Raw genomic sequence first — 12,223 nt, 5'->3', positions numbered from 1 at the left:
GCGGGCGGCGCGGGGCCGGCGCTCGCGGCGGCCGCGGGGCCGGGGCGGCCGCGCCCCCCCCCCCCCCCCCCCCCCCCCCCCCCCCCCCCCCCCCCCCCCCCCCCCCCCCCCGCTCCTGGTTCACGCGGACGAAGGCCGACAGACCGTCAGACCTCCACCACCACAGGCAGGATCATCGGCCTGCGCCGGTAGCTGTCCGAGACCCACTTGCCCAGGGTCCGGCGGATGAGCTGCTGCATCTGGTGCGGCTCCACAACGCCGTCCTGGGCCGACCGCTCCAGCACCTCGGTGACCCTTGGGATGACATCGGCGAAGGCCGAGTCATCGATGCCGGAACCACGGGCCTGGACGTGCGGTCCGCCTGTGATCTTGCCGGTCGAGGAATCGATGACCACGAAGACCGAGATGATGCCCTCGTCTCCGAGGATCTTGCGGTCCTTCAGCGCCGGCTCGCCCACGTCACCGACCGAGAGGCCGTCGACGTACACGTAGCCCGCCTGGACCTTGCCGGAGATCTTCGCCTTGCCCTCGACGAGGTCGACGACCACGCCGTCCTCGGCGATGACGATCCGGTCGTGCGGGACGCCGGTCAGGGCGCCCAGCTCGGCGTTGGCGCGCAGGTGGCGCCATTCGCCGTGGACCGGCATCAGGTTCTTCGGGCGGCAGATGTTGTAGAAGTACAGGAGCTCGCCCGCGGACGCGTGGCCGGAAACGTGCACCTTGGCATTGCCCTTGTGGACGACGTTCGCGCCCCAGCGGGTCAGGCCGTTGATGACGCGGTAGACCGCGTTCTCGTTGCCTGGGATCAGCGACGACGCCAGGATGACCGTGTCGCCGGGGACGATGCGGATCTGGTGGTCGCGGTTGGCCATGCGGGACAGGGCCGCCATCGGTTCGCCCTGGGAACCCGTGCAGACCAGGACCACCTCGTGGTCCGGCAGGTCGTCGAGCGTCTTGACGTCCACGACCAGGCCTGGCGGGACCTTCAGATAGCCCAGGTCCCTGGCGATGCCCATGTTGCGCACCATCGAGCGGCCGACGAAGGCGACCCTGCGGCCGTACTCGTGGGCCGCGTCCAGAATCTGCTGGATGCGGTGGACGTGACTGGCGAAGCTCGCCACGATGATCCGCTTCCGGGCGTTCCCGAAGACCGTGCGCAGGACGTTGGAGATGTCGCGCTCGGGCGGCACGAACCCCGGGACCTCGGCGTTCGTCGAGTCGGCGAGGAGGAGGTCGATGCCCTCCTCGCTCAGCCGTGCGAACGCGTGTAGATCCGTGAGGCGGTTGTCCAGCGGGAGCTGGTCCATCTTGAAGTCGCCCGTGTGGACCACCATGCCCGCGGGCGTGCGGATGGCCACGGCCAGGGCGTCCGGGATGGAGTGGTTGACCGCGACGAACTCGCAGTCGAAGGGGCCGATGCGCTCACGGTGCCCTTCCGCCACTTCCAGGGTGTACGGGCGGATGCGGTGCTCCTGGAGCTTCGCTTCGATCAGGGCGAGGGTCAGCTTGGAGCCGATCAGCGGGATGTCCGGCTTCTCCCGGAGGAGATAGGGGACGCCGCCGATGTGGTCCTCGTGGCCGTGCGTGAGGACGATGCCCTCGATGTCGTCGAGGCGGTCCCGGACGGACGTGAAGTCCGGAAGGATCAGATCGATGCCGGGCTGTTCCTCCTCGGGGAAGAGCACGCCGCAGTCGACGATCAGCAGACGGCCGCCGTACTCGAAGACCGTCATGTTCCGGCCGATTTCGCCGAGGCCGCCGAGCGGGGTGACGCGCAGGCCGCCGTCGAGGAGCGGTGGGGGCGGGGCGAGTTCAGGATGCGGATGACTCAAAAGACTCTCCTCACCACACGCGCCACGTACCGGTGGGCACGTGGCGCGCATGACGTTCGTGCAGAAGCAGTTGTCGTTGTGGACACAGGCACCGGTGGCCTGCTTATTCAGTTGTGAAGTCTGATCGCGCGAAGGGGTTCGCGAAGTCTGGTGCTAGAGCTGTACCCCGCCCGCAGCAAGATCGATCTTGAGCTGCTCGATCTCCTCGGGCGCGAGTTCGACCATGGGGGCGCGCAGCGGTCCGGCGGGCAGGCCCTGCAGGGCGAGCGCGGCCTTGATGGTCATGACGCCCTGGGTGCGGAACATGCCGGTGTAGACCGGGAGCAGCTTCTGGTGGATCTCGGTCGCCTTCTGGACATCACCAGAGGTGAACGCCTCCACGAGGGCCCGCAGGTCGGGAGTGACCACGTGGCCGACGACCGAGACGAAGCCGACCGCGCCTACGGAGAGCAGCGGCAGGTTCAGCATGTCGTCGCCGGAGTACCAGGCGAGGCCGGAGCGGGCGATGGCCCAGCTGGCGCGGCCGAGGTCGCCCTTGGCGTCCTTGTTGGCGACGATCCGCGGGTGCTCGGCGAGGCGCACGAGCGTCTCGGTGTTGATCGGGACGCCGCTGCGACCGGGGATGTCGTAGAGCATGACCGGCAGCTCGGCAGCGTCGGCGATGGCCGTGAAGTGCCGGTACAGGCCCTCCTGCGGGGGCTTGTTGTAGTACGGCGTGACGACCAGGAGGCCATGTGCGCCGACCTGCTCCGCCGTGCGGGCGAGCTCGATGCTGTGGTGGGTGTCGTTCGTGCCGACGCCGGCGACGACGTGGGCGCGGTCGCCGACGGCCTCCAGGACGGCTCGTACGAGTTCCGCTTTCTCCGCGTCGCTGGTGGTGGGCGACTCACCGGTGGTGCCGTTGACGATCAGGCCGTCGTTGCCTGCGTCCACCAGGTGGGTGGCGAGCCGCTGTGCGCCGTCGAGGTCGAGTGCGCCGTCCGCCGTGAAGGGCGTGACCATGGCGGTGAGGACCCGCCCGAAGGGGGTCTGCGGAGTGGAGGTCGGAGCCATGGGTAACACGCTACTCGTTGCTCAAGGTGGGGTCTGCCCTCGGGGGAGGCGACAAGTGGCGACAAATGCGGAGCCCGGCACTGCCTGCTCGGGGGTTCAAGCAGTGCCGGGTCCGTTTGATCAGGCTAGATGAACTTCTCTAAATGCCGCAATACGGGACACTTCGCGAGGCTGATCCGTACATCTGTGCCCTGCGGGAACGAGGTTGCGTTACGGCGCCACACGGCCGTTCGCATTGAAGGCCGCGTGGGTGAGCGGCATGAGCTTGGCCCACTCGGCCTCCATCTTCTCGCCGACCATCTCGATCTCGCGCTGCGGGAAGGACGGGACCTTCGCCAGCTCGTGCTGGGTGCGCAGGCCGAGGAAGTGCATCAACGAGCGGGCGTTGCACGTGGCGTACATCGACGAGAAGAGGCCGACGGGGAGGACGGCGCGGGCGACCTCGCGGGCGACGCCGGCGGCGAGCATCTCCTGGTACGCCTCGTACGCCCGTCGGTAGGAGTCCTCCATGGTGCGGGCCACCAGCTCCTGCTGGGACTGGGTGCCGTCGACGAAGACGTACTTGCCCGGGCGGCCCTCCTGGACCAGCTTGCGGGAGCCGTCGGGGACGTAGAAGACCGGCTGGAGCTCGCGGTAGCGGCCGCTCTCCTCGTTGTACGACCAGCCCACGCGGTGTCGCATGAACTCGCGGAAGACGAAGATCGGGGCGCTGATGAAGAAGGTCATCGAGTTGTGCTCGAAGGGGCTGCCGTGCCGGTCCCGCATGAGGTAGTTGATCAAGCCTTTGGAGCGCTCCGGGTCCTTCCCCAGCTCGTCCAGGGACTGCTCGCCGACGGTCGAGACGCGGGCGGCGAAGAGGACGTCCGCGTCGGACGCGGTGTGCTTGACGAGCTCGACGGTGACGTCGCTGCGGAAGCTGGGCTTGAGGTCGTCGGCGGGGGTGTCGGTCACGGCTCGGAGGGTCCTTCCATCACTTCACTCGGGCGGCGCCCACTCTACGACCCGGCACTGACATCGGGGCGTTCGGTGCCGGGAGGCGACAACTTTGGTGAACTTCTGCGATTTGGGGGAAAGCCGGCACCTTTTGGGGCACCCGCTCGTCTGTGTCAGTGAGAGTCACTCGTTCGATCCCGGAAGGGAGAAGTACCCCCGATGTTCCGTCGGCGCGAACCCGTACCGTTCGCCTTCCTCGCCGAAGCCGACAAGTTCCGCAGCAATGTCACTCCCCCGCCCCGCGAGCGCGCGTCCGTGAGTCAAATAGCCGGGCGCTGGCTGCTGGGGCTCAGCATCGTCGCCGCACTGGTGGGCTCCCTGGTCGTCGGGATGCCGGCGCTCAGTCCGGATCAGTCGGCGCCGACACAGCAGTCCCAAGCGTCACAGGGGCACTGACTCCATCTGGACCCCAAGGTGGTGAGCAGGGGTACAAGTCGATAACCTCACCGGGCACAGCCCGTGGATGGATTGAGTGAGGACCCAGCCGTGCCCCTGCCCTTCCTGACGGCCGACCGCGCATTCGAGTCGACGGACGACGTCGCGCTGCCGTTCGACGACCGCGACCGCTGGCGGCGCCCCTACCGGCCCGGTCCGTGGCGCGTGGGCGTCGCCGCGATCGTGTTGCTGCTCGCCTCGTACCTGCTTTTCGCGGCCGTCATCATCGCGCTGACCGGCTCGGTGTCCGAGGCGGGTGTGGTACTCGGCATCGCGCTGCTCGTCATCGTCGGTGCCCTGCGGTTGCTGCGCGTGGGCGTGTGGGTGAGCGCGCAGGGGCTGCGCCGGGTGGACTTCCTCCTCACGCGCACGGTGGCCTGGGACCGGGTGGCGGCCCTCAGGACGGTGCAGCAGCCGGTGCGCTGGCTCGGGCTGCCGCGCACCGTTCAGGGGCAGGCACTGCTCCTCGTGCGGCGTGACCGTGCCACGGACGACGTGCCGGTTCTGCTGACCACGCACAACGCGGACTTCCTGGCGCGTGCCGAGGCCTTCGACAAGGCGTCGGACGCGGTCGAGGCGTGGGGCCAGGAGTACCGGCGGGGCTGATGTCCGGCAACGCGAAGGGGCCGGCCCGCATCTGGTGCGGGTCGGCCCCTTCGGCGTGCGGCGGGCGTTGTCAGGCCGCCTGGACCGGCTTGCCGTCGTGCAGGGCTATCGCCCGCTGCATCGCCTTGCGGGCGCGCGGGGTGTCGCGGGCGTCGTGGTAGGCGACGGCGAGGCGGAACCAGCTGCGCCAGTCGTCGGGAGCTGCCTCCGTCTCGGCCTTGCGTTTGGCGAAGACCTCGTCGGCGGAGTCGCGGTCGATACGGCCGCCGGGGGTGCGTTTCAGCTCGTCGACGGGCAGGCCGCCCTGGGCGTCGAGTTCGGCGGCGAGCTGGTTGGCCTTGCGGACGAACTGGGTGTTCTTCCACAGGAACCACAGGCCGATGACCGGCAGGATCAGCACTGCCACGCCGAAGGTGACGGTGAGGAGCGTGCCGGACTGGATGAGCATGACGCCGCGGCTGCCGACCAGGACGAAGTAGACGACCAGGGCGGCAGCCGTTGTGGCGTAGGAGAGCTTGGCTCGCATGGCGGGTGTCAGCCCAGGTCCAGGAAGTTTTCCAGGCCGAAGGTCAGGCCCGGGGTGGTCACCACGCGGCGGGCGCCGAGCAGGATGCCCGGCATGAAGCTGCTGTGGTGGAGGGAGTCGTGGCGGACGGTCAGCGTCTCGCCCTCGCCGCCCAGCAGGACCTCCTGGTGGGCGAGCAGACCGCGCAGGCGGATGGCGTGTACGGGCACGCCGTCCACGCTGGCTCCCCGCGCGCCGTCCAGGGCGGTCACCGTGGCGTCCGGCGCCGGTGCGGAGCCGGCCGCGCGGCGGGCCTCGGCGATGAGCTGGGCGGTGCGCGTGGCGGTGCCGGACGGGGCGTCCACCTTGTTCGGGTGATGCAGTTCGACGACCTCGACGGACTCGAAGTAGGGCGCGGCGATCTGCGCGAACTTCATGGTCAGTACGGCCCCGATGGAGAAGTTCGGCGCGATGAGCACACCGGTCTCCGGGGACTGGGCGAGCCAGCCCTTCAGCTGGGCGAGGCGCTCGTCGGTCCAGCCGGTCGTACCGACGACGGCGTGGATGCCGTGCCGTACGCAGAAGTCGAGGTTGTCCATCACCGAGGCCGGCGTGGTCAGTTCGACGGCGACCTGGGCGCCGGTCTCGGCCAGCGTCTCCAGCGTGTCGCCCCGGCCCAGGGCGGCGACCAGCTCCATGTCCTCGGCGGCCTCGACCGCCCGTACCGCCTCGGAGCCGATCCGGCCCTTGGCACCGAGGACCGCCACGCGCAGCTTGCTCATCTTCTTGCTTCCTTAACCGGTGTTCCGGAGTTTCGGAGTTTCGGACTTGGTCAGGCGACGGCCTCGTCCAGTCGGGACGCCTGCTTGTCCTTCAGCGGGCCGATGACCGACAGCGAGGGCCGCCGCCCCAGGATCTCGCGGGCGACCGAACGGACGTCGTCCGGGGTGACCGAGGCTATCCGGGCCAGCATGTCGTCGACGGACATTTGCTCGCCCCAGCACAGCTCGCTCTTGCCGATACGGTTCATCAGCGCGCCCGTGTCCTCCAGGCCCAGGACGGTGGAGCCCTGGAGCTGGCCGATGGCACGGCCGATCTCGTCGTCCGAGAGGCTGTGTTCGGCTACCTGGTCGAGTTCGTCGCGACAGATCTTCAGAACGTCGTGCACCTGGCTCGGGCGGCAGCCCGCGTACACGCCGAACAGGCCGCAGTCGGCAAAGCCGGAGGTGTACGAGTACACGCTGTAGGCCAGGCCGCGCTTCTCGCGGACCTCCTGGAAGAGGCGGGAGGACATGCCGCCGCCGAGGGCCGTGTTGAGCACCCCCAGCGCCCAGCGGCGCTCGTCCGTGCGGGCCAGGCCCGGCATGCCGAGCACGACATGGGCCTGCTCGGTCTTGCGGCCGATCAGCTCGACCCGGCCGGCGGTGCGCAGGGCGCGGCGGCCCTCGCGGGGCGTGATGGGCTCGGCGTCCGGGTTCTTGAAGGCGCCCGCCCTCTCGAAGGCGGCGCGGACCTGTCGTACGACCTTGTTGTGGTCGATGTTGCCGGCCGCGGCGACCACGAGATGGGTCGGGTCGTAGTGCTTCTTGTAGAAGCGGCGGATGCGGTCGGCGGTGAGGGCGTTGACCGTGTCGACCGTGCCGAGGACGGGGCGGCCGAGGGGGTTGTCGCCGAACATGGTGTGCGCGAACAGGTCGTGCACGCAGTCGCCCGGGTCGTCCTCGGTCATGGCGATCTCTTCGAGGATCGCGCCGCGCTCGACGTTGACGTCCTCCTCACGGATGAGGGAGCCCGTGAGCATGTCGCAGACGACGTCGATGGCCAGGGGCAGGTCGGTGTCGAGCACGCGCGCGTAGTAGCACGTGTACTCCTTCGCCGTGAAGGCGTTCATCTCGCCGCCGACGGCGTCGATGGCGGAGGAGATGTCCAGCGCGCTACGGCGGGACGTGCCCTTGAAGAGGAGGTGCTCCAGATAGTGGGTGGCGCCGTTCAGGGCCGGCGTCTCGTCGCGGGAGCCGACGTGGGCCCAGATGCCGAAGGTCGCCGAGCGGACCGAGGGCAGGGTCTCGGTGACGATGCGCAGGCCGCCGGGGAGGGTGGTCTTGCGGACGACACCGATGCCGTTGGTGCCCTTGATCAGGGTTTGGGTACGGGCGACGGCCCGCGCCTCCGAGGAGGTGCGGGCCGTCGCCGTGGAGCTGCTCGACGTCACTGGTCGGTGTCGTCCTTCTTCTCGTCGTCGCCGTCGCCTTCGCCCTCGATCACGGGGATGAGGGAGAGCTTGCCGCGGGAGTCGATCTCGGCGATCTCGACCTGGACCTTGGCGCCCACACCGAGCACGTCCTCGACGTTCTCCACGCGCTTGCCGCCGGCGAGCTTGCGGATCTGCGAGATGTGCAGCAGACCGTCCTTGCCCGGGAGCAGCGAGACGAACGCACCGAAGGTGGTCGTCTTCACGACCGTGCCCAGGTAGCGCTCGCCGACCTCCGGCATGGTCGGGTTGGCGATCGAGTTGATCGTGGCGCGGGCGGCCTCCGCCTGCGAGCCGACCTGGGCACCGATGTAGATGGTGCCGTCGTCCTCGATCGTGATCTCGGCGCCGGTGTCCTCCTGGATCTGGTTGATCATCTTGCCCTTCGGGCCGATGACCTCGCCGATCTTGTCCACGGGGATCTTGACGGTGATGATCCGCGGGGCGTTGGGGGACATCTCGTCCGGCGTGTCGATCGCTTCCATCATCACGTCGAGGATGTGGAGGCGGGCGTCACGGGCCTGCTTGAGAGCGGCGGCCAGGACGGAGGCCGGGATGCCGTCCAGCTTGGTGTCGAGCTGGAGGGCGGTCACGAACTCCTTGGTGCCGGCGACCTTGAAGTCCATGTCGCCGAAGGCGTCCTCCGCACCGAGGATGTCGGTGAGGGCGACGTAGTGCGTCTCGCCGTTGATCTCCTGGGAGATCAGACCCATGGCGATACCGGCGACGGGGGCCTTCAGCGGCACACCGGCGTTCAGCAGCGACATGGTGGAGGCACAGACCGAGCCCATGGACGTCGAGCCGTTGGAGCCGAGGGCCTCGGACACCTGACGGATCGCGTACGGGAACTCCTCACGCGTCGGCAGGACCGGCACGATGGCGCGCTCGGCGAGCGCGCCGTGGCCGATCTCGCGGCGCTTCGGGGAGCCGACGCGGCCGGTCTCGCCGACGGAGTACGGCGGGAAGTTGTAGTTGTGCATGTAGCGCTTGCGGGTCACCGGGGAAAGGGTGTCCAGCTGCTGCTCCATCCGGAGCATGTTCAGGGTGGTGACGCCCAGGATCTGCGTCTCGCCACGCTCGAACAGCGCTGAACCGTGCACGCGCGGGATGGCCTCGACCTCGGCGGCGAGCGTACGGATGTCCGTCAGCCCACGCCCGTCGATGCGCGTCTTCTCCTTGATGACGCGCTCACGGACCAGGGCCTTGGTCAGCGCGCGGTACGCGGCGGAGATCTCCTTCTCGCGACCCTCGAACTCCGGCAGGAGCTTCTCGGCGGCCAGCGCCTTGACGCGGTCCAGCTCGGCCTCGCGGTCCTGCTTGCCGGCGATGGTGAGCGCCTGGGCGAGCTCGGGGCGGACGGCGGCGGACAGCGCCTCGAAGACGTCATCCTGGTAGTCCAGGAAGACCGGGAACTCGCCGGTCGGCTTGGCGGCCTTCGCGGCGAGGTCGGCCTGGGCCTTGCAGAGCACCTTGATGAAGGGCTTCGCGGCGTCCAGACCGGAGGCGACGACCTCCTCGGTCGGCGCCTCGGCGCCGCCCTTGACGAGCTGGATGGTCTTCTCGGTGGCCTCGGCCTCGACCATCATGATCGCGACGTCGCCGTCCTCCAGGACGCGACCGGCGACGACCATGTCGAAGACGGCGTCCTCGAGCTCGGTGTGCGTCGGGAACGCGACCCACTGGCCGTTGATCAGCGCGACGCGGACGCCGCCGATCGGGCCGGAGAAGGGCAGACCGGCCAGCTGCGTGGACGCGGAGGCGGCGTTGATCGCCACGACGTCGTACAGGTGGTCGGGGTTGAGCGCCATGATGGTGGCGACGACCTGGATCTCGTTGCGCAGGCCCTTCTTGAAGGACGGGCGCAGCGGGCGGTCGATGAGGCGGCAGGTGAGGATGGCGTCCTCGGAGGGGCGGCCCTCACGGCGGAAGAAGCTGCCGGGGATCTTGCCGGCGGCGTACATCCGCTCCTCGACGTCCACCGTCAGGGGGAAGAAGTCGAGCTGGTCCTTGGGGTTCTTGGAGGCGGTGGTGGCCGACAGCACCATGGTGTCGTCGTCCAGGTACGCCACGGCGGAGCCGGCGGCCTGCTTGGCCAGGCGGCCCGTCTCGAAACGGATGGTGCGGGTGCCGAAGGAACCGTTGTCGATGACGGCCTCGGCGTAGTGGGTCTCGTTCTCCACTAGCGTTTTCTCCTCGTCTTCGTCCCTTGTCTGCCCGTGTGGCAGGGGGACGGTTGCGGAGAAGCGCTCCGTCTGGTGCGGGCCGGTCTTCGATCGAAGCCCTCGGGGCTCTCTTCGTCCGGGGGCCACTACCGAGGACCGGCGGCGGCGAGGTGCGCTTCTCCTCGTTCTTTGTCGTATGACGCCATGCCCTCAGCGAGCACGCGTCATCACTCTGCGTCGTACGTATTGCGTTGTGCTACCACAGTACAAAGCGTCAGTGACACTCCGCACGTTTCCGTACGTACAGCAAAGGGAGCGGTCCCCATGGTCACGGGAACCGCTCCCCTCACGGCGTCTTACTTGGCGCCCGCCGCACCGCGGCGGATGCCGAGGCGGTCGACCAGCGCACGGAAGCGCTGGATGTCCTTCTTGGCCAGGTACTGCAGCAGGCGGCGACGCTGACCGACCAGGATCAGCAGACCACGGCGGGAGTGGTGGTCGTGCTTGTGGGTCTTGAGGTGCTCGGTCAGGTCCGAGATACGGCGCGAGAGCATCGCGACCTGGACCTCGGGGGAGCCGGTGTCGCCCTCCTTGGTACCGAACTCGCTGATGATCTGCTTCTTCGTAGCGGCGTCGAGCGACACGCGTACTCCTCGTAGTCTGTAGAGGGCCACCGAGTGCCCCTGGTCTGAATCTCAGGGGAGCTTCCGTAACTCGGGAGGCGGGGATCCGCTGGGCGCGGCCTCCAGAGCCTGCAGGTCTCCTGCAGGGGGCTCCGGGGGTGCGTACACAAACGGCCGTCACACAGCGTACCAGCACACGAGCGCGCTCCTGACAGGCGGCCCGGGCGGCCCTTCGCCGGTCAGATGCCGCCGCGGACCTTGCCGTAGACGTCGAGGACGGCCAGGCAGATCGGGATCAGGGAGAGCAGCACCAGCGAGTCCGCGAGGTCCAGCATGCGGCCCCAGAAGGGAGAGAGTCCCTTCTGCGGCACGATGAGGGCGATCGCGATCAGCAGCAGGACACCGGCGCCGACCGAGGCGCCGAGCCACAGGGTGCGTACGTCGACCGGGCCGGAGTTGCCCTTGAACATCTCCAGGACGATGTCGGCCGGCGGCGAGATCGCGAGGCCGAGGACCAGCAGGGCGAGGGTGACGACACCGGCCACGAACAGGCAGGTGACCTGGGCGGTGTACCGGAACAGTCGCGCCCGCAACATCGCGGCGAGGCCGGTGACCAGGGCCAGCAGCTGGGCCCAGCTGTTGTCGCTGAAGCCGAGCACCGCGCCGCCAGCGCCGACGATGACGACGGCGCAGCCGCCCACCAGGCCGAGCAGCAGTTCGTGGCCCCGGCTCGTCTGGGCGACGATGCGCTGGACGTCGACTGCGTCGAGGTCGCCGTCCTGGCCCTCACGACGCGCCCGGGCCAGGTCCTCCGGGTTGCGGAAACCGATAGGCAGCTTGGCGAAGCGGGCCGACCAGCCGGGCAGGAAGCCGACGACCGCCAGCGCGACGACCGAGGTGCCGGCGGCGATCTCCCGCGGCTCCGCCTCGGTGAGCACCCCGCAGAACACGGCGAGCGTACCGATCCCGGCGGCCAGCGCGGCGGCCACGAACGGGGCGTCTCCCTGCGGCAGCAGCATGATCAGTACGACGGAGAAGAGCAGTACGGCCACGCAGCCGACGAGGAACTGGATCCGGCCGGGGCCCTCACCCGCGTCCTGCGGGATCACGCCGGAGCCCGCGATGAGCGCGTGCGGCAGCGCCGAGACGCCGAGTGCGACGGCCGAGCCGCGGTCCTCGTACACCCGGGCCCGGATACCGGCGAGTGCCGTCAGGGCGAGCGCGGTCACTCCGGCGAGGATGCCCTGGAGGCCGTTCATGTCGTGCCGGATCGGGTCCGCGAACCAGAACACGAAGCCGAGCATGATCAGAAGCAGCGAACCGGAGACGAGACCGGCCACCCGCATCAGCTGGTCGTTCCAGCTGCGGGTGTCCTGCTTGACCGCGGCGGCGATCGCGTCCACCACGTCGTCGTGCACGGCCGGCGGCAGTGAGTCGGCGAAGGTCCGCAGCAGCAGCACCTCGCCGTCCCTGACCCGGTGCTCGAGCAGCGAACGACTCGCGTCGAGCACCTGGCCCTCGCGGGTCACGAGATGGTAGCCGGAAGGACTGTTGTCCGACTGGACCAGGCCCGAGAGTCTGACGATCTCGGGAAAGAGGTCCTGGATCGGCAGGTCCTCGGGCAGCGCGACATCGACTCGGCTGTCCGGCGCTGCGATGGTGATTCGGCAGAAACCTGTCGAAGTCCCCGTGCTCACCGTGGTGTTCCCCCTGCTAGACAAGGCTTCCTCGCGCCGCTCGTACGACGCGGAGCGCCACCATAT

General features: G+C 69.1%; 11 protein-coding genes. 2 read left to right on the top strand and 9 right to left on the bottom strand.

Annotated elements, in window-relative coordinates:
- Positions 1-146: 146 nt before the first annotated feature.
- The 3 genes from ACFYO2_RS21555 to thyX all read right to left on the bottom strand — a co-directional run bounded on the left by ACFYO2_RS21555 (position 147) and on the right by thyX (position 3,836).
- Entirely contained in the window at positions 147-1,832 is a 1,686-nt protein-coding gene (locus ACFYO2_RS21555) for a ribonuclease J (RefSeq protein ID WP_388351262.1), read from the bottom strand.
- Between the two features lie 153 nt (positions 1,833-1,985).
- Complete coding sequence (gene dapA, locus ACFYO2_RS21550) at positions 1,986-2,885, bottom strand: 4-hydroxy-tetrahydrodipicolinate synthase (RefSeq protein WP_388351259.1); 900 nt, start codon at positions 2,883-2,885, stop codon at positions 1,986-1,988.
- Between the two features lie 210 nt (positions 2,886-3,095).
- Positions 3,096-3,836 (bottom strand): FAD-dependent thymidylate synthase, encoded by a 741-nt coding sequence (thyX, locus tag ACFYO2_RS21545; protein WP_388351256.1) that lies wholly within the window; start codon positions 3,834-3,836, stop codon positions 3,096-3,098.
- A 201-nt stretch (positions 3,837-4,037) separates the two neighbouring features.
- On the opposite strand from thyX, the gene ACFYO2_RS21540 reads away from it, so the two are divergent.
- Positions 4,038-4,274, top strand: coding sequence for a hypothetical protein (locus ACFYO2_RS21540; protein WP_388351254.1), 237 nt, complete (start codon positions 4,038-4,040; stop codon positions 4,272-4,274).
- Positions 4,275-4,364: 90 nt separating this feature from the next.
- Positions 4,365-4,919 carry a hypothetical protein gene (locus ACFYO2_RS21535; RefSeq protein ID WP_388351251.1) on the top strand — a complete coding sequence of 185 codons (555 nt, stop codon included), beginning with the start codon at positions 4,365-4,367 and terminating at the stop codon, positions 4,917-4,919.
- Between the two features lie 70 nt (positions 4,920-4,989).
- Here ACFYO2_RS21535 and ACFYO2_RS21530 read toward each other — a convergent pair whose 3' ends face one another.
- The 6 genes from ACFYO2_RS21530 to eccD all read right to left on the bottom strand — a co-directional run bounded on the left by ACFYO2_RS21530 (position 4,990) and on the right by eccD (position 12,157).
- The gene (locus tag ACFYO2_RS21530) at positions 4,990-5,445 is read right to left on the bottom strand and encodes a hypothetical protein (RefSeq protein WP_388351248.1); all 456 of its coding nucleotides are present in this window, start codon (positions 5,443-5,445) and stop codon (positions 4,990-4,992) included.
- 8 nt (positions 5,446-5,453) lie between these two features.
- Positions 5,454-6,206 carry a 4-hydroxy-tetrahydrodipicolinate reductase gene (dapB, locus tag ACFYO2_RS21525; protein ID WP_388351245.1) on the bottom strand — a complete coding sequence of 251 codons (753 nt, stop codon included), beginning with the start codon at positions 6,204-6,206 and terminating at the stop codon, positions 5,454-5,456.
- A gap of 50 nt (positions 6,207-6,256) precedes the next feature.
- Entirely contained in the window at positions 6,257-7,636 is a 1,380-nt protein-coding gene (locus ACFYO2_RS21520) for a M16 family metallopeptidase (protein ID WP_388351242.1), read from the bottom strand.
- Positions 7,633-9,855 carry a polyribonucleotide nucleotidyltransferase gene (locus ACFYO2_RS21515; RefSeq protein WP_388351239.1) on the bottom strand — a complete coding sequence of 741 codons (2,223 nt, stop codon included), beginning with the start codon at positions 9,853-9,855 and terminating at the stop codon, positions 7,633-7,635. The genes ACFYO2_RS21520 and ACFYO2_RS21515 overlap by 4 nt, the downstream gene beginning before the upstream one ends.
- A gap of 338 nt (positions 9,856-10,193) precedes the next feature.
- On the bottom strand, positions 10,194-10,481 hold the full coding sequence (rpsO, locus tag ACFYO2_RS21510) for a 30S ribosomal protein S15 (RefSeq protein WP_030041128.1): 288 nt from the start codon (positions 10,479-10,481) through the stop codon (positions 10,194-10,196).
- Positions 10,482-10,699: 218 nt separating this feature from the next.
- Complete coding sequence (gene eccD, locus ACFYO2_RS21505) at positions 10,700-12,157, bottom strand: type VII secretion integral membrane protein EccD (RefSeq protein WP_388351235.1); 1,458 nt, start codon at positions 12,155-12,157, stop codon at positions 10,700-10,702.
- Positions 12,158-12,223 lie beyond the last annotated feature (66 nt).

It is taken from the genome of Streptomyces sp. NPDC006602 (assembly GCF_042870385.1).
Lineage (GTDB): Bacteria > Actinomycetota > Actinomycetes > Streptomycetales > Streptomycetaceae > Streptomyces.
The sequence above is the reverse complement of the archived record's forward strand: the minus strand, read 5'-3'. Positions and strand labels throughout refer to the sequence as shown.